This window comes from Streptomyces iconiensis, from assembly GCF_028657195.3.
Classification (GTDB): domain Bacteria; phylum Actinomycetota; class Actinomycetes; order Streptomycetales; family Streptomycetaceae; genus Streptomyces; species Streptomyces iconiensis.
The window spans coordinates 165,572-182,674 of sequence record NZ_JANCPR020000014.1 but is presented as its reverse complement, the minus strand read 5'-3'; the positions used below and the strand labels follow the sequence as shown (position 1 = coordinate 182,674).

17 protein-coding genes and 1 pseudogene are annotated in these 17,103 nt (G+C 69.5%); 7 read left to right on the top strand and 11 right to left on the bottom strand.

Annotation, left to right across the window (positions count from 1 at the left end; genetic code table 11):
* The first annotated feature begins 104 nt into the window (after nt 1-104).
* Nucleotides 105-239, top strand: coding sequence for an RICIN domain-containing protein (locus tag NMN56_RS16640; protein ID WP_280842606.1), 135 nt, complete (start codon nt 105-107; stop codon nt 237-239).
* Nucleotides 240-309: 70 nt separating this feature from the next.
* On the opposite strand, the pseudogene NMN56_RS43020 reads toward NMN56_RS16640, so the two are convergent.
* Together NMN56_RS43020 and NMN56_RS16630 are read right to left on the bottom strand one after the other, a co-directional pair.
* Nucleotides 310-429, bottom strand: a pseudogene (locus tag NMN56_RS43020) (DUF397 domain-containing protein); the annotation flags it as partial.
* On the bottom strand, nt 389-1,315 hold the full coding sequence (locus NMN56_RS16630; RefSeq protein WP_347178601.1) for a helix-turn-helix domain-containing protein: 927 nt from the start codon (nt 1,313-1,315) through the stop codon (nt 389-391). The gene NMN56_RS16630 and the pseudogene NMN56_RS43020, both read right to left, overlap by 41 nt.
* A 144-nt stretch (nt 1,316-1,459) precedes the next feature.
* Here NMN56_RS16630 and NMN56_RS16625 point away from each other — a divergent pair, with 144 nt between their 5' ends.
* On the top strand, nt 1,460-1,630 hold the full coding sequence (locus NMN56_RS16625) for a hypothetical protein (RefSeq protein ID WP_274039493.1): 171 nt from the start codon (nt 1,460-1,462) through the stop codon (nt 1,628-1,630).
* A 1-nt stretch (nt 1,631) separates the two neighbouring features.
* Nucleotides 1,632-1,853, top strand: a complete 222-nt coding sequence (locus tag NMN56_RS16620) for a hypothetical protein (protein ID WP_274039958.1) — start codon at nt 1,632-1,634, stop codon at nt 1,851-1,853.
* Nucleotides 1,854-2,197: 344 nt separating this feature from the next.
* On the opposite strand, the gene NMN56_RS16615 is transcribed toward NMN56_RS16620, so the two are convergent.
* The 4 genes from NMN56_RS16615 to NMN56_RS16600 form a co-directional block, all read right to left on the bottom strand.
* Entirely contained in the window at nt 2,198-3,568 is a 1,371-nt protein-coding gene (locus NMN56_RS16615; RefSeq protein WP_274039494.1) for a hypothetical protein, read from the bottom strand.
* A gap of 255 nt (nt 3,569-3,823) precedes the next feature.
* Nucleotides 3,824-5,029 (bottom strand): S8 family peptidase, encoded by a 1,206-nt coding sequence (locus NMN56_RS16610; RefSeq protein WP_274039495.1) that lies wholly within the window; start codon nt 5,027-5,029, stop codon nt 3,824-3,826.
* A 156-nt stretch (nt 5,030-5,185) separates the two neighbouring features.
* Nucleotides 5,186-6,340 (bottom strand): LuxR C-terminal-related transcriptional regulator, encoded by a 1,155-nt coding sequence (locus NMN56_RS16605; protein WP_274039496.1) that lies wholly within the window; start codon nt 6,338-6,340, stop codon nt 5,186-5,188.
* A gap of 287 nt (nt 6,341-6,627) precedes the next feature.
* The gene (locus tag NMN56_RS16600) at nt 6,628-6,804 is read right to left on the bottom strand and encodes a hypothetical protein (RefSeq protein ID WP_274039497.1); all 177 of its coding nucleotides are present in this window, start codon (nt 6,802-6,804) and stop codon (nt 6,628-6,630) included.
* Nucleotides 6,805-6,848: 44 nt separating this feature from the next.
* On the opposite strand from NMN56_RS16600, the gene NMN56_RS16595 reads away from it, so the two are divergent.
* The 4 genes from NMN56_RS16595 (at nt 6,849) to NMN56_RS16580 (ending at nt 12,689) form a co-directional block, all read left to right on the top strand.
* Entirely contained in the window at nt 6,849-7,757 is a 909-nt protein-coding gene (locus NMN56_RS16595) for a nitroreductase/quinone reductase family protein (protein WP_430542604.1), read from the top strand.
* A gap of 224 nt (nt 7,758-7,981) precedes the next feature.
* On the top strand, nt 7,982-8,470 hold the full coding sequence (locus NMN56_RS16590) for a hypothetical protein (protein WP_274039499.1): 489 nt from the start codon (nt 7,982-7,984) through the stop codon (nt 8,468-8,470).
* Nucleotides 8,471-9,067: 597 nt separating this feature from the next.
* The gene (locus tag NMN56_RS16585) at nt 9,068-10,708 is read left to right on the top strand and encodes a multicopper oxidase family protein (RefSeq protein ID WP_274039500.1); all 1,641 of its coding nucleotides are present in this window, start codon (nt 9,068-9,070) and stop codon (nt 10,706-10,708) included.
* Nucleotides 10,709-10,937: 229 nt separating this feature from the next.
* Nucleotides 10,938-12,689, top strand: coding sequence for an NAD+ synthase (locus NMN56_RS16580; RefSeq protein WP_274039501.1), 1,752 nt, complete (start codon nt 10,938-10,940; stop codon nt 12,687-12,689).
* A gap of 127 nt (nt 12,690-12,816) precedes the next feature.
* Here the strand turns inward: NMN56_RS16580 and NMN56_RS16575 are convergent, their stop codons facing one another.
* The 5 genes from NMN56_RS16575 to NMN56_RS16555 all read right to left on the bottom strand — a co-directional run bounded on the left by NMN56_RS16575 (nt 12,817) and on the right by NMN56_RS16555 (nt 16,871).
* Nucleotides 12,817-13,380: a GNAT family N-acetyltransferase gene (locus tag NMN56_RS16575; RefSeq protein ID WP_274039502.1), complete on the bottom strand. Its 564-nt coding sequence runs from the start codon at nt 13,378-13,380 to the stop codon at nt 12,817-12,819.
* Nucleotides 13,373-14,002 (bottom strand): lasso peptide biosynthesis B2 protein, encoded by a 630-nt coding sequence (locus tag NMN56_RS16570; protein WP_274039503.1) that lies wholly within the window; start codon nt 14,000-14,002, stop codon nt 13,373-13,375. The genes NMN56_RS16575 and NMN56_RS16570 overlap by 8 nt, the downstream gene beginning before the upstream one ends.
* On the bottom strand, nt 13,999-15,672 hold the full coding sequence (locus NMN56_RS16565) for an albusnodin/ikarugamycin family macrolactam cyclase (protein ID WP_274039504.1): 1,674 nt from the start codon (nt 15,670-15,672) through the stop codon (nt 13,999-14,001). The genes NMN56_RS16570 and NMN56_RS16565 overlap by 4 nt, the downstream gene beginning before the upstream one ends.
* Nucleotides 15,673-15,738: 66 nt before the next feature.
* Nucleotides 15,739-15,873 carry an albusnodin family lasso peptide gene (locus NMN56_RS16560; protein WP_274039505.1) on the bottom strand — a complete coding sequence of 45 codons (135 nt, stop codon included), beginning with the start codon at nt 15,871-15,873 and terminating at the stop codon, nt 15,739-15,741.
* Between the two features lie 434 nt (nt 15,874-16,307).
* On the bottom strand, nt 16,308-16,871 hold the full coding sequence (locus NMN56_RS16555) for an ATP-binding protein (protein ID WP_274039506.1): 564 nt from the start codon (nt 16,869-16,871) through the stop codon (nt 16,308-16,310).
* Nucleotides 16,872-17,103: the final 232 nt, after the last annotated feature.

Below are 17,103 nucleotides of genomic sequence, written 5' to 3'. Positions count from 1 at the left end.
CGACAGCGCCGACGGCCAATACGGTGCGGGTGCCCGGTACGAGGCGCGCTGCGTTGCAGCGCATGTTCTGCTGCGGAACGACGGCCGCGGCCGGAAACGGCCGCGTGGCCATCAAGACGTTCGCGAACACGTACCTCGACGTCCCGGGCGCCAGCCGCGCCGACCGTGCGCAGATCATCCAGTACCGCTGGAACGGGGGCGAGAACCAGCGGTTCCGCCTCGTCCGATCCCATGCCTGACGGCCTCTGAGCCAGGCAGCCGCGGCCCGATGCGGGCCACGGCTGCTTCCCGCACTCCCGGCGCTAGCGCTTAGCGCTTCATGTCCTCAACGAAGGCTGCCCACGCGGCGGTTGAGAACGTCAGCCCCGTACGGCTGACATCCTTGCTGTCACGCACCGGAACGACGCCACAGTCGCGCACGAGACCCGGCGCCCACTCGACGCAGTTGCCTCCCTGTCCGTCGCTGTAGCTGGACTTGGCCCACTTCGCTTCGCTCATGGTCTTCCTTCACGCTTTTGATGTATGCGACGGAAGTATCTGGGCTCAGCGCGCACGCACGCAAGCGGTCAAAGACCTCTACAGCATCAGCGGCGGCAGCCTCCGTGTCGTACATCCGCCCAGTCTGTGGGCCTTCCACATACACACGTGGCGCGTTGTTCGGAAGCTCCAGAATCGCGAAAGGGGTGCTGATCGCGACCTCCGCTTCGCTGTAGGGGAGCACCTGCACCGTCAGCCTCGGACGCCGCCGCATCTCTTGCACGATGTAGTCGAGCTGACCGGCCATGACGCGGGGGGAGCCGACCTGCACCCGCAGGCACGCCTCGTGCAGGACTACTGACACTCGGGGTGCGTCCGGCTTCTCCAGGGTCTCCCGTCTGCGCAGGCGACTTGTCGTCTTGGCATCCAGATCTCGCTGGGAGACGGACGTCCTCCCCTGTCGCAGCACCGCCCTGGCATACGGCTCGGTTTGCAGCATTCCCACGATGAAGGTCGTGGAGAAGTCACGGATGGTCCGTGCCTCTCGCTCCGCATCCATGTGCGGAGCGAACCAGGCCGGATATTCGCCATCGACCACACGCCGGAGCTGCCGGACGAACAAGTCCCCGGTTCCGAAGACGCGATCGCACGCCTCCATGAACTTCATCGAGGGCAGGATGCGCCCCGTCTCCACCTGGCTCACATAGCTCTGCGTGTATCCGGTGGCGGTGGCGAACGCCGTCTGCGAGATCTTGCGTGCCGTGCGCACCCGATGCACGTCCGCGCCGAGTCCCGGCGGGACGTTAATAGCCGATGCACGCTTCTGTGACTTACTCATGCCGACCTGCCCACAGTGAACGCTGCGGGCACACACGCTGGAGCCGCAGCCATTAAGAACCGCGTTGATTACGTGCCATCTTAAGCCCCTGCGTGTTGAGTTGGCCACACAGAGTCACAACGCCAACGGTACGAGGCAGGAAGCATGGGGCAACACGGGCAGGCCGACGACCAGGCGCAGGAGTGCGGGGACTGCGCCTGGTTCTGTACGCAGATCGACCGGGCGATGGGTTACCCGCAACCGCGAGCCGATCTGGAGGCGCTCTACGGCGCTCATCTGCGCCACGAGCACGCCCCAGAGGAGCGGGGTGTGTGAGATGTGGGCCGAGGGTGAGTTCGCGCAGGACAGGAAGACGGGGAAGACGGGCGAGGTCGTACAGGTGACAGGGCCCGCGCCCTTCATTTACCGGATCGCGCTGGACGGGGGCGACGAGCCGCCCATCATGATCTACCGGTATGGCGACGAACTGCGCCGCGTGCCGCTCTTCGTGGCGGATGTGCGCAACCGGGAACGCTCAACGGCAACCGGCGCCGACTGACCGGCCCCATCCCGAATCGTCGACGCTCAGATGTCGTTTTCTTCTGGTTTATGCCGTCTCATGTATCCCTTAACTCGCCCCGGGTCTCGCACATGTCGATTTCGGGCACGCCGGTTCCGGGCTGAACTGGCCGACGAGAGCTGAAAGTCGGGCACGCCGCAGCCCTGACTGAGGGACGCCGGGGACGTGGGCGGACGACACACGGACATGAACGTGGCGGCGCCCGCCGGGAACGTCGAAACGACCCACGATCCGGGCAGCGGTCCTCTCGGGGCCCCGTGGCATCCCTGGGGCCGGGTGCTCTCCGCCTGCTGCCAGGTCCCACCGGGCGAGACCGCCGATCATTACTGACCGGCGTCGTACCTGGCGATCATGGGGCGTCTGGGCCGCTCGGCGGTGTCCGAGTTGAACTCGACGGCACCGACGGCCAGTACGGTGCGGGTTCCCGGCACGGAACAGGCGGCGTAGCAGCGCATGTTCTGGCCGGAACGACGGCCGCTGCGCGGCGTGGGCGTGCTGCCGTCGGGGCCCGCGACATCGGGCGGCTGCGCGAGCTTGTGGACTTCGCCGCCCCGGGTGAGACGCGTGTCGGAGTCGAGCAGCAGGCCGCCGGCGCCGTCAGCCGCCGTGGCCCTGGCGTCGAGGGCGCGGGACAGCTTCGGGAGACGGCGTTCGTTCCACTTTCCGCCGTCCCACTCCAGGACGATCGGCCCGTCCTCGGGCTCCTCCTCCACCTCACCGTGGTTGTAGCTGTGGTTGCCCAGCGCCCAGACGCTCCGCTGGTCCTCGGCGAGGGCCACGGCTTCGAGGGAGGCGCTCGCCTCCGGCGGCACGGGATCAGGAAAGCGGAAGGCCGGGGACTTCACGGTCTGCCACCCGCCGTCACCCCAACGGGCCGTGGCCGGTTGGGGGTAGTGCCCGCCCCCGCCTTCGGGCTCGCTGTCGCTCATGCCGACGACCCACGCGAGGGGAGCGCCGCCAGAGCCTTTCGCGGGAGCCGCGGTGACCGATTGCGCGACGAAGGCGGGCTTCGTGTCGCGCCAGGTGGAGCCGTTCCAGTACAGGACGCTGCCCTGGAGACAGAGCCAGGCGTGATCGGGTCCCGCGGTGGCGAGCCGGTCGCCGCGGCCCGGCCAGACGGAGCTGTCGGCGAGGCGGGGCAGCGCCGGCAGGGTCCGCCACTTGGCGCCGTCCCAGCGGTAGACCTGCGGGGCCCTGGTGGTGATGCGTCCGGAGACCACCTCGCTGGTTCCCACCGCCAGCCAGACGTTGTCGGGCCCCGTGGCGGCGAGGGTGAAGTCGTGGGCGCCGGAGGGGAGTTCGCGCGGGAGAGGGTGGGTGCGCCACGCACGGCCGTCGTAACGCTCCAGGAAGGGCTCGGTCTGCTTCTCCTCGCCGGGGGCGCCGCTGGTGCCGAGGACCCATACGTCGTCGGGGGCCGATGCCGCGAGGGTGACGTAGGTGGCGCCGTGGCGGTCGCCGAAGTGCACGTAGCGCCACGCCTTCCGCGGCGAGCGCGCGGCGTCGGTGGCGTCGGCGGGACCGGTGTCGTCACCGGGGCCGTACGCGGAGCCGCCGAGCGCTGGACTCTTCCCCGTAGCTCCCGCACCCCCGTCGCTGTCCGCCGGTCGGGAAGCGCAACCGGTCACGGCGGCGGCTCCGGCGACGGCCGCCACGCGCAGCACCGCACGCCGGTGGAGGGGACGATCTTTCATGAGAGGCGACTCTAGTACGCGAGTGCGAGCGCAGGGGCCGTACGAGCGGGTCCCGTTACGGGAGCGGGATTCCGGTACGGGAGCCGGGAGTTCGATACAGGAGCTGAGATCCCGGTACGGAGGCCGGGACTCCGGTACGGGAGCGGGGGTTCCGGCCCTGCGCCCGCACGCAGAGCCGCGGGCCCGTGTGTGGGGCACCGGGCCGCGACGGGTCCTGTTGGGAGGCCGGTGGGGGACGGCCTCGGGGTGGATCGGTTACTCGACGACGTTCAGCAGCAGGTTGGGCGAACCCTGACCCGGGCTGCCGACGACGTCCTTGGAAGCGCCGTCGGTCAGCGCCTTGCTGACGTCGGCCGGAGCGGCGTCCTTGTGTCCTGCGAGGTAGACCGCGGCGGCGCCGGCCACGTGCGGCGAGGCCATGGACGTACCGGAGATGGTGTCCGTGGCGTCGTCACCCGTGTTCCACGCGCCGGTGATGTCGACACCGGGGGCGTAGAGGTCAAGGATCTCGCCGTAGTTGGAGAAGTCGGCCTGCGCGTCCTTGTTGTCGGTCGCACCGACGGTGATGGCCTCAGGTACGCGTGCGGGCGAGCTGTTTCCCGCGTCCGAGGACTCATTACCCGCGGCCACCGCGAAGGTGACGCCCGCCTTGATGGAGTTCTGGACGGCCGTGTCCAGCGCCTCGTCGGCTCCGCCGCCGAGGGACATGTTGGCGACCGACGGTGCCTTGGCGTTCTTGGTCACCCAGTCGATACCGGCGACGACGCCCTCGGTGGTGCCCGAGCCCTGGTCGTCCAGAACGCGAACGGCGACGACGTTGGCCTTCTTGGCGACGCCGTGCGCCTCACCCGCGACGGTGCTGGCGACGTGCGTGCCGTGGCCGTTGCCGTCCGAGGCGTCGTCGTCACCGTCGACGGCGTCGAAGCCGCTGCTGGCGCGGTCGCCGAAGTCCTTGTGCGTGGTACGGACACCGGTGTCGATGACGTACGCCGTGACGCCTTCGCCCGCGCTGTCCGGGTAGACGTACTTGTCGTCCAGCTTCAATTCAGGGGTGTCGAGGCGATCCAGGCCCCATGAGGGCGGATTGGCCTGCTCGGCGTTGATGCTGTGCTTCTGGTTCGCGAAGACCTTGTCGACCGCGGGGTCGGCGGCCAGTTCCCTGGCCTCCTGCGCCGACATCTTCGCCGAGTATCCGTTGAGCGCCGTGGTGAAGGTTCTCTTCACCTTGCCGCCGTGCTCGGATATGACGGACTTGCCCTTGGCCGACGCCGACTTGGTGCTGACTGCCGACTTCTTCATCGTGACGATGTAGCTGCCCTTGACGGCCTTCGCCGAGCTGGCTCCGACGACCTTGCCTTCGGTGGGCGCCGCTGTCGCGGGAAGCGCGGAGACCGATCCGATCGCCGCCGCCGCCACTGCCGCAGAGATGCCGATGGCAACCTTTTTGCGCGTCACTGCCATTGCGAGGGTTCCTCCTCGTGTGGGGGGTGCGCTGTGGGGTGCGCGTTCGGAACGCTAAGCGCATGGACACGGCCAGGACAAGAGTTCCTTTATGAAGCACGCATTCGGGCATTCGCCTTATCCGCTGCCATTCGCCGTGGTTCGGGCGTCAGTTGGCTAGACGATTTCCGCACCCCCACCGCGTGCGCCCTGGGCCTGCTTCCGCACCTCCGCCGGGGCCTGCTCCTGCGCCGGGTCCTGTGCCTGGTCCTGTGCCTCTGCTTGGGCCTGCGCCTGCGCCTGGGCTTGCGCCTGCGCCTGCGCCTGGGGAACCCATCCCAGACTCGCGGCGCGCACCCCCAGCTGGAAACGGGTGGTGGCGCCCAGCCGCTCCATCAGGCCGTGCAGCCGGCGCTGGAACGTGCGGTAGCTGATGCCGAGCTGACGCGCCATCACCTGGTCCGTCATGCCCGTCGTCAGCAGCGCCAGCAGCCTGGCCTCCTCGGGGCTGGGCCCGTCGGAGGAACCGGGGTGCCGGCCCGACAGATACTCCGAGATGGGCAGCGCCCGCCCCCACAGGACCTCGAAGAAGTCGCACAGCACCTCCAGCAGCCCCGAGGGATGCACCACCACGCTGCTGATCAGTTCGTTCGGCGCCGCGCGCAGCGGGATCAGCGCGATACGGTCGTCCGCGATCAGCATCTTGGTCGGCGTGTCCGCCATCACCCGTGCGTCCTCGCCCAGTTCGGCGCTGGCGCGGATGTCCGTGTCGAAGCGGCGCGAGGTGACGAGGCCGTCGGTGTCGTAGATGACGCGGTAGCCGATGCCCCGCCGCATCATCTGGGCCTGCACCGGCATCATCCCGGTCTTCGGGTCGAGCCGGTCCGGATCGCTGTTCGCGTACGGGGGCCGGTCGATGCCCCGTATCTGGTGGCGTGCGCTGCGCTGCAGCTGGTCGACCTGGCGGATCACGGCGGCGCGGCCCGTGACGATCTCGACGAGGTCGAGGGGGTCACGTCCCGCAGCGTTCGTACGGAACCTCGCCGCCAGGAGCTGGATGTGCCGGCGCGTCCTGTGGATCTCCTCCTCGCGTGCGAGCAGGAGCGATTCGAAGGCGACCTCCGGGGCCACCGGAAGGTAGCGCTCGGCCCCGCCCCTGTCGGCCGCGAACCGTCCGACGAGGCTCAGCTCTTCGAGCGCGGCCAGCGCCTCCCGCACCCGTGAGGCGGTCAGCCCCAGCGCTGTGCGCAACTCGGAGACGGTAACGGCGCCGTCCACGAGCGCCTCGTAGATCCGCTGCTGGACGGGGTCGAGATCCAGTGCCTCCAACATGCTGCGCATCCTGTGCGCGGTGGCGAGTTCACGTCAATGACCGAACCTCGCCAGGTGCGGGTCAAAAACTCAGGAACCGCACATCCACCCCACGCGTTGACACGCGAACGCCGCCCGCCTGTAATGGCTTCCACGTGTCACGTGGCGTCGGCCAAAGAGCAGTGGGCAGGCCGGCAGCCGGGCGAACACCGTGCACCGAGGGGCCACAGCATGAGTACTTACTCCGCACTCCGCGCCTGACGTTCAGCGCGTCGACGCGTTCCCGCGTCGCCCCTCGTCACCTCTCCTCATCCCGCGACCGAGCACACGGGCACCTCTGTGCCCCGTGCCCCGCGCGGTTCCCGCATCCGTCCGAACGGCGGAGGCAGCGTACGGCTGACGGGCGGCACGTGGCGTACGCGTGCCTCGACGCGCCTCAACTCCCGTACCTGACCTGCGCGTTCGCTGCGCTGTGCGCGCGCCACATCCTCACTTTGGAGCCAGTTTCCTGATGTCCCGAGCCGACAACCTGCCTCGGTCCCGTACCCAAGCCGTCGTCGACGAGTTCCGCGCGAACGGAGGCGAGGTCGGCGGCCCCTTCGCGGGCGGCGACCTCCTCCTGCTGACCACCACCGGAGCCCGCACCGGCGCCGCGCACACCACGCCCCTGGGCTATGTGCGCCACGACGGTCTCCTGCTCGTCGTCGCCTCCAACCTCGGTGCGCCCGCGCATCCCGCCTGGTACCACAACCTCCTGGCCCGCCCGACCGTGAGCGTCGAACTCGGCACCGAGACGTTCGAGGCGATAGCGGTACCGGCCGAAGGCGCCCGGCGCGACGACCTCTTCGCCCACGTGGCACGCGTCGCACCCGGTTACGCCGACCATCAGGCCCGCACCACCAGGGCCCTGCCGGTCGTGTCGCTGCAACCGCCGGAGCACACCCTCGGCGACACCGGCGCACCCCGCGAGATCACCAACCTCGCTGACAAGCTCCTTGAGATCCACACCTGGCTGCGCGCCCAACTGCGGTACGTACGCGAAGAGACCGCCGCGCACCTCGCGGCGCGTACCGCGGCAGCGCCGGGCGAAGTACCGCCGCCCGGCCTCGGGCTCCAGATACGGCAGCACTGCCTGGCGTTCTGCGACACCCTGACCTTCCACCACACCAGCGAGGACGGACACGTCTTCCCGCCCATCGGACAGCACCACGCCCATCTGCGGCCCACCCTCGACCGGCTCCGCGAGGAGCACGTCGTCGTCGCGCGCCTCAAGGACGAACTCCTCGCCCTGCTCGCCGGGCTCGGCGGCGCCGAGCCCGGGGTCTTCCTCGCCCGGCTCGACCGCCTGACCGAGCAGCTGACCGCGCACCTCGACTACGAGGAGGAGCATCTGCTGCCCGTGCTCGCGGAGATTCCGTTCCCGCCGCGGGTGCCGTAGGCGCCGAAGGCGCCGTTCGGCGCCTGGTCTGTCGCTCGGCCCGGGTGCCGCCCGGGGTGGGGCACCTCGGGTGGGGGCGTTCCGGGTGCCGCCCGGGTGCCCCCGCCCGGGGTGAGGGGCCGGTGGTGGGGTGCCCCGGATACCCGGGGCGGGCATGCGGTTAGGGTGAGTGCGTGCGGCACGGTACGTGTGCCGTACGGCATGTGACGACTGAGGCGGGACCCATGGCAGAGCGCAGGCGCGGCACCGTTTGGTGCGGGCGCGTGCTGCTGCTCGCCACGCTGCTGTTGGGCATCGTGACGATGCACACCCTGGGCCATCCCGCCTCGGAGCCCGCACCGAGCGAGCCGTCACCGGCCGCCGCCCAGCACGTGAGGGCTGCGCCCGACACGGTGGCTCACATGGCCGCACCGCTGCGGGCTGCGCCCGACGCCGTGGCTCACGTGACTGTCGCGCACGCCATGCCTGCCGGTGACGCCTCGTCGCCGCACAGTGGGCACGGCATGGATACGGACCCGATGTCCGTCTGTCTGGCCGTACTTGGCGTGTGGTCTGCGGTCGCGCTGCTCGGCGCCGCTGTGGTGCTTGTCCTGCGTACGCGGTTCCGCGACCTACTCGCGCCGCGCCGCACCCGCACACTGCGCGCGCTCCGGCCCCTCGCCCCACCCAGCACCTCGGATCGCCTCGCGCGGCTGTCTGTCCTTCGGATTTAGATTCCCGGCGGAACGTGTCGCTTTTGCGGCCTGCGAACGTTGTTCCTTCCCCCTTTGTCATTCCGCCGGACCCGCACCGTCGTGGCGTTCCGCCGTCGCGGCGGGAAGAGGGGTGGCCCCTCACGCCAACTCGGCGTGCGGCTTGCCCTTCCTCGCCATTCCGCCGGACCCACGCCGTCGTGGCGTGTCACCGTTGCGGCGGGAAGGGGGGTGGTCGGCCCTCACTCCAACTCGCCATCGCGGCGGGAAGTGGGGCGCCCCCCTCACGCCGTCGTAGCGCGCCGCCGTCGCGGCGAGACGAGGGGCGATCCCCTCGCCCCGTCGTAGCGCCGTCGCAGCGAGACGAGGGCGCGACCCCCTCACGCCGAACGCGACGTAACACCGTCACGGCGAGACGAGGAGCGCCTCCTCACACCGAACGCGACGTAGCACCGTCGCGGCCGGACGAGGGCGTGGCCCTCACGCTGGCGTGGCGTGGCGTGGCGTGGTGGTGTCGCGGTGGGGAGAGGGGTTGGGGCAGCGGGGGGTCGTGGGAGGGGTGTTCCGCCTTGGGTCGGGTCAGAGACAGGTCGGTACATCTTTGTGAGGTAGAGACATATGCGTTCCATTCCCTCTCGCCGGGCCGTGCTCGGCGCGGGTGCCGCGCTTGCCGGTGGCACCGTGCTCGCCGCGTGTTCCGATGGCGGCAGCGCGGACCACAGCGGCATGAACCACGGGGGCAAGGGCCCCGGTGGCTACGTAGAGCCGGACGGCAAGGAGGTGCGGGCGGCGGAGGCCGAGCGGGCCGGGGGCCGTACCGAGAAGGTGAAGCTCACGGCGACCCGTACGCGGCTGGACCTCGCGGACGGTACGAGCGTCCCTTCGTGGGCGTACGACGGGCGGTTGCCCGGCAAGGAAGTACGGGTGGCGGCGGGCAACACGCTGGCGCTCACGCTCGCCAACAACCTTCCGCAGGCGACATCGCTGCACTGGCACGGGCTCGCCCTGCGCAACGACATGGACGGCGTTCCGGCGCTCACACAGCGGGACATCAAGCCGGGCGCCGACTTCACCTACCGCTTCGCCGTCCCGCATCCGGGCACGTACTGGTTCCACCCGCACTCGGGTGTCCAGCAGGACCGGGGGCTGTACGCGCCGCTGATCGTGGAGGACCCGAAGGAGCCCTTGGAGTACGACAAGGAATGGGTCGTCGTCCTCGACGACTGGGTCGACGGCGTGGACGGCTCGACGCCGGACGCCGTCATGGCCGAGCTGAGCAAGGGCATGGGCGGCATGGATCACGGGGGTGGTGGCAGCGACGGCGGTGGCATGGACCACTCGGGCCACGGCATGTCGAACATGGGTGGGCGCAAGGAGCCTACGGAGAAGGGAGACGGCGAGAAGGAGGGCAAGAAGAAGGCCGGCAAGGGGCCTTCGCGCATGATGATGGGCGCCACCAGCAAGCTGCTGGGCGGCGACGCGGGGGATGTGAAGTACCCGTACTACCTGGTCAACGGCCGTACGCCGCAGGATCCCGATCGCTTCGAGGCCAAGCCGGGTGACCGGGTGCGTATCCGCCTGATCAACGCGGGCGGCGACACCGCCTTCCGCGTGGCGCTGGGCGGGCACCGTATGACCGTGACGCACACGGACGGTTTCCCGGTGGAGCACGCGGAGACGGACGCGCTGCTGCTGGGCATGGGCGAGCGTTACGACGTGCTGGTCACCGTCAAGGACGGCGTCTTCCCGCTGACCGCGCTCGCCGAGGGCAAGAAGGAGACGGCACGCGCCCTGCTCCGTACGGGCGGCGGCTCCGCACCGTCGGCGAAGGCACGCCCCAGCGAGCTGGACGGCAAGCTGCTGACGGCGGACAAGCTGAAGGCCGACTCCTCGGTCCTGCTCAAGCGCGGCAGGCCCGACCGTACGGTCACGCTCAAGCTGACCGGCGGCATGGACACGTACAACTGGGGCATCAACGGCAAGAAGTACGACCCCGAGCAGCGTTATCCCGTCTCGGCGGGCGAGCGTGTCCGGCTCCGCTTCATGAACGCCACCACCATGTGGCACCCGATGCATCTGCACGGCCACACCTTTGCCCTCCCGGGCGGAGGCCCGCGTAAGGACACGGCCATCGTTCTGCCGGGCAGGACGCTCGATGTGGACTTCGACGCCGACAACCCGGGCCTGTGGATGGTCCACTGCCACAACGTCTACCACGGCGAATCCGGCATGATGACGGTCCTCGGCTACCGCCGCTGACCCCTGGCGGGGCACCCGCCACGACGAGGCTCCTCCCCCCACGGAAGGAGCCTCGTCCCCAGGCCGGCCGGGGCGCTCTCGTTGGGCCCTGGCCCCCGGCCGGCCCGGTGGTGGCCCACGACCACAGGTTCGCCGCCTCGCCGCTGTCCCGGTAGGTCCGAACGGCCCTGGCAGGGGGCCGAATGCCTCTCCCGCCCATAACGTCAGGCCGACGATTACACTCGGGGGCGTGGCTCAACTACGTCTCGCACTGAATCAGATCGACTCGACCGTCGGTGACCTGGAAGGCAACGCGGAGTCCGTCCTCCAGTGGACGCGGCACTCCGTGGAGCAAGGCGCTCACCTCGTCGCCTTCCCCGAGATGACGCTGACCGGCTATCCGGTCGAGGACCTGGCACTGCGCAAATCCTTCGTCGAGGCGAGCAGGGCCGCGCTGCGTGAGCTGGCCGGGCGGCTGGCGCGGGAGGGGTTCGGTGAGGTGCCCGTCGTGGTCGGGTATCTCGACCGGTGCGGGCAGGCACAGGCCCGCTACGGGCAGCCGGTGGGGGCGCCGCAGAACGCGGGTGCCGTGCTCTACGGCGGCGAGGTCGCGCTGACGTTCGCCAAGCACCATCTCCCCAACTACGGCGTCTTCGACGAGTTCCGCTACTTCGTGCCGGGCGACACCATGCCCGTCGTCCGCGTGCGCGGTGTCGATGTCGCGCTCGCCATCTGCGAGGACCTGTGGCAGGACGGCGGCAGGGTGCCTGCGGCACGCAGTGCGGGTGCCGGGCTGCTGCTGTCGATCAACGCGTCGCCGTACGAGCGGGACAAGGACGACACGCGCCTGGAACTCGTACGCAAGCGGGCCCAGGAGGCGGGCTGCACGACCGCGTACCTCGCGATGATCGGCGGCCAGGACGAGCTGGTCTTCGACGGCGACTCGATCGTCGTCGACCGCGACGGCGAAGTCATCGCGCGCGCACCGCAGTTCGAGCAGGGCAGCGTCGTACTCGACCTCGACCTGCCGACAGCGCCGGCCGAGGCGCCGTCCGGTGTCGTGGACGACGGACTGCGCGTCGAGCACCGCGTACTGTCCGCCGAGCCGCTGCCCGCCTACGAGCCGGAGGTCACCGGCAGCGAGGCGCCGCGCCTGGAGGACGACGAGGAGATCTACACCGCGCTCGTCGTGGGTCTGCGCGCCTACGCGGCGAAGAACGGTTTCCGTTCGGTGCTGATCGGCCTGTCCGGCGGCATCGACTCGGCACTCACGGCCGCCCTCGCGTGCGACGCGGTCGGCGCCGAGAACGTGTACGGCATCTCCATGCCGTCCCGCTACTCCTCGGAGCACTCGCGCGAGGACGCCGCCGAACTGGCCGAGCGCACCGGGCTCAACTTCCGTACGGTCGCCATCGAGCCGATGTTCGCCGCGTACATGGGAGCGCTGGAGCTGACCGGCGTCGCCGAGGAGAACCTCCAGTCCCGGCTGCGCGGCACGCTGTTGATGTCGGTGTCCAACCAGGAGGGCCACATCGTGCTGGCCCCGGGCAACAAGTCGGAGCTGGCGGTCGGCTACTCCACGCTCTACGGCGACTCCGTCGGCGCGTACGGGCCCATCAAGGACGTCTACAAGAGCAACGTGTTCCGCCTCGCCAGGTGGCGCAACCGCGCCGCCGCCGAACGCGGCCACACCCCGCCGATCCCGGAGAACTCGATCAGCAAGCCGCCCAGCGCCGAGCTGCGCCCCGGCCAGGTCGACACCGATTCGCTCCCCGACTACGACGTGCTGGACCGCATCCTGGAGCGCTACGTCGACGGCGACCAGGGCGCACCCGAGATCGTGGCGGCGGGCTTCGAGGCGGAGACCGTGCACAGGGTGCTGCGGATGACCGACCGCGCCGAGTACAAGCGCGGCCAGTATCCGCCGGGCACCAAGATCTCCCCGAAGGGCTTCGGCAAGGACCGCCGCCTGCCCATCACCAGCGTGTGGCGCGAACGCTGAGCTTGGGCCCGAGCCGGGATAGCCCTCCGGCCTCGCGCCTACCCTCCGACAGCTCATCCGGCCAGCTCCGGCTACCCGCCCATGGCGCCCGGCGTCCTACGTGTGCGAGGAGACCCTGGGGCGCGCCTCAGCCCTCGGCACCGGTCACGGCGGACGGTCCGGGGAAGTCTCCGGGCAGCGCATCCATGAGGATCTCGTCAACCGGCCGCCCGAGCCAGTAACCGGATTGGCGCAGCCGCCCGGCCTGCCTGAACCCGGCCTTCTCATAGGTGGCTGCTCCGACCCGGTTGGGCTCAAGCACCTTCAGCCACACCATGCGCAGCGCTCCGACGTGGAACGCCCAGTCGACTGTGAGCCGGGTCGCCTCGGCCGCGTAGCCCTTGCCGCGCTCGCTCGGTGCGAGGACGATCACGAACTCTGCCGTGCGGAGGACTCCGTTCACGTGCAGCGTGGTCAGGCCGATGGCTTCCTTGTCGGCCCTCCGTACGACTTCGAACTGCTGGAGTCCCTGATTGCCGCGCTGACGCTCCCAGCCGGATACGCGCGACTCCCACGCCTCCGGGAACGGGGCACCGTAGCCGAGGAGCGTATGCACATCGCTCTCCCACTGGTGGTACTCCGGGAGCATGTCCTGACGCGGCATCCCCAACGCGAGCCGGTCGCCGTTCAGCAGGATGTGCGGGTCACTCACGGCGGTGTCTCTCCCTTCGATCCCGAAGAGCGGGACCGGGTCCGTCTGGTGTGTGGGCCGGGGTGTAGAGCGAGGTGTCGGGAGGCTCCTCGACAGGTCTCCCGTACCGGTCAACGAGCCAGGCGTGCAGCCGTACGGGGTCAGTGGCCACACCGTGTCTCCACTCGCCCCGCCGTCCGGCGAGGGAAAGCAGCACCGCAGCGGCGGCTGATTGTTCGAGGCACGCCCAGCGGGCCGGAATCGCTCGCGACGCCCAACGGATGGCGCGTACAGCGTAGTGGGCTTGACGGGCCGTCGCGGGAGCGAAGTACCGGCCGCAGCAGGCGAGCCGCACAAGACGGCGAAACCGCCTACGGCGTAGTCCGCACGTGCGCACGACGGTGGTGAGGAGTACGGCGGGAAGGGCCGCCAGGCGCCACCGCAGCGGCACCGGAGCCCAGCCGGGGAGGATGGCGGGAGCATCGGTGGTTCCCCATGTGCGGACTGCGGGCTCGACGTGTACGACAGTTCCCCTGGACGGCTGGCCAGAGAGGGGACGCAACTCGGTTCTGCCGGTGTCGTAATCGATGATCACGCAGGCGTGTGGGGTCAGCGCGACGACCCTCCGGGAAGCGTTGCTCATCGTGTATCTGCCGGAGTCGGGCTCCACCAACGGATGGCCGGCTCGCGTTCGATGGAGTCAAGCCATGCTTCCGCAGCCAGGGCGGGAAGCAAGGTTGCCCAAACGGTCTCGGCGCCCAGAGCAGCGGCGTGCACGGTGGCACGCAGCGGCGCGGGATCGACGAGCCCGCGTGCTACGACGCGCCCGTTGGCGAGTTCCAGTACACGGCGGAGGTTGGCCCTCATGCCACGGTGGAAGTCGGCGGTGAACACGCCCTTCGTGGTGCGGCTGCGGTGCGGCACGGGCAGCAGGTCGCCGCATGAGTCCACGAGGAGGGGCTTGTACCGGTGCACGGAGAATCGGAGGTGAGCGGGTACGGACACCACCGCGTCGAGTACGGCTCCGTCGAGGTATGGGTTGTGCAGTTCGACGCCGAGTGCATCGGCGAGTTGGGTGTCGGCGTGAGCGGTCCGTGCCGCATGGCGAACCGAAGTGATCAACGCCGCGTCGGCATCTTCCCGGCGCCACATCGGTGGGGGCACGGCGGACGACAGCCAGGCGGGCCGCGTGAGCCATGGCCGCGCCACCGCTTGCATGTCACCACGCAGGGCCGCCGTGATCAGCGAGCGGGGGTCCTGCCTGCGCAGCCGTGCCCACGCCAAGGCGTCTGCGGTCAGGCGCAGCCAGCGTCTGCTGCGGGCCAGGTCCACGAGGTGCCGAGGCGAGGGAAGGAAAAGGTCGTCGCCTCCATCTCCGGTGAGGTGCCGGACGGCTCCCATGGCGGCGGTGATGCGCAGTTGGGCAGAGAGCATGGCCCAGACCGCATTCGAGGGTGGCGGTTCGTCAACCGCGGGTAGTGGTGTGTCAGCCACGCTGAACGGGAGGTGGTGCTCTTCCAGCGGGAACTCGATTCGCGTGAGGCCCGGTACATCCAGGGCTCGCGCGTACCGGAGATCGCCCCCTTCCGTGATGCCGGAGGGATGTGCTGTCACTGCGGTGAGCGGACGGCATCGTGCGGCGATCACGGCGAGAGTGGTGGAGTCCATGCCCCCGAGATCCGTCGAAGACGGCATGTCCCGGACGCGTACCCGTACGCCTTCGGTCAAGGCGTGGCGGATGGCGGGGAGGGCTTCGTCCTGCCGGCGCGTGACCGGCGACCACCAGACGGATGACCGGACGGCATCCGCGTCCAGGGTCAGCCGGTGTCCGGCCGGTATCGGCGTGACGTCGGCCCAGGCACTGCGGCCGGGCACCGGTGCCTTCGCATCCCAGAGGTACGAGGCAAGCCAGTCGTCGTCCACGCGCCCGCCGACCAGGGCGGACAGAGCCCGGGAGCTGGATGCCCACACAACTCCGTCCGGGGTGGTCACTGTGTAGAGCGGGCAGGCTCCAGCAGCGTCCGTGACCACTTCCACGGCACGATGCCCGGTGAGGCGCACGGCGATGTACGAGCCGGCCCAGTCGCCGACAGCCCTCGCGAAGTCCCGAGTGTCCAGGGCACGAGCGAGTTCCTCATCGGCCGCCGAGCACGGACCGAGCACCGCCAGCCGGGCGTTGCGCCCCTTCGCGGTGCGCACCAGGTCAGCCGACCACGCGCCCATCACCCACAACGCGGGACCGCTCCAGAGCAGCCGCGCACCTACCGGCGTGACCTGCCGACCGCCAGGGGCGCAGCCGCCGAACCAGCGCATCAGTCGTCCTCTCGCTCCACGTCGAAAGCGCGACGGTGGCCCCCTCACGAGGGCCACCGTGCTCAATCAGTCGTACGGTGTGCGCTTGCTCTCGCTGCCGGACTGATCGCTGCCGCGTGTCAGCGTGGCTGCGTCACCAAGAACGATCACTGCGGGGGGCTCGATGTCCTCCCCGCCCGTCTCACCGACCTGATGCTCCATGCCCTGCTGCCTCCTCCCCATCAGCTCGTGTCCATGACCATCGTGGAAACGGTCTCTTTCGCACAGCCCTACACAAGAGGGCAGTTACCCCACCCACCCGACCCAAAGCACGTGATGCGCGGACGGTGAGGTGACCCCCGCCGCCTGCTAGCGGCGGGGACTTCATCCCGCCCCGGTCTCTCAGCCTGTCCAGGGTCAGGAAACAGGGGCGATGTCCAACGCCTCGCGGATGAGCCGGGCTTGGTACAGCGCGCGACGGGACGCGCGAGCGTGTGATGCGGCTCTGCTCCCTCGTCCAGCTCGCGCAAAGTGGCCACAGCGATGTGCTCGCCACAGGTACGCAAGATCAGCAGGTCGTGGCTCTGCTGTTCCCGCACATGCACTACGCTCCGACGTGCCCACGGGGACGACCTTCAGGGCAACGTGGACGCGACTCACGTTCCATCGCTTCGGTACGTGAACCTGTCCTGGTCTTCAAGCAATTCCTGCCTCGTTGGCGGTCGGACGGTGCAGCCGCCAGTCGTCACTTCACCTTGTGGCTCCGGTCGTAGGTCGTCGGTGATCGGCACGCGATCACCGACGGCCTCAAGGGAGACTTCGGCCCAGACGGTCTTCCCGACGACCTCGGCGGAACAGCCCCACCACGTGCACAGAATGTTGACTATGGCCAGGCCCCGCCCGCTTTCGCTGAGTTCCTGGCCGTCAAGGCTTCCGGTGAGTCCCTGCGGATGATGGAGCTTCGGCTGGGCCGGGTCGGTATCGCGAACCTCCACGCGGACGACGCTGACAAGGCGGCGAAGGGTTACCTCAACTTCACGCCCTGGTACGCGCCCGTGCGTCACCGCGTTCGCGAACAGCTCGCCGACCACCGTGACAACGTCCGACGCCACTTCCTCGTGGATCTGCCAGTCACCGAGGACGCGCTCGGCTCGGCGGCGCACTTCCCTGGCCTGCGCCTTGTGTGTGGGGTACCGGACACGGTCCGTACGTTCAGACATGGGGGTGCCTCTTCTCGCCGCTGTGCACCTACGGCGCGTCAACCCAGGCGAACCGCAAAGGAGTTCACCATGCTGACGGGCCAGCAAGAGCACTCACCATGCCCCAAGAGCACCCCAAGGTGCAAGTCCCCACTATTCGTTCGCCACACGTTGGTTGTTGCCAACAGTCGGGAAGGGGCACACTGTGAGAGCCGATTTGAGCTGGGAGGGGAGGCCCCGTGGCCGTTAACAG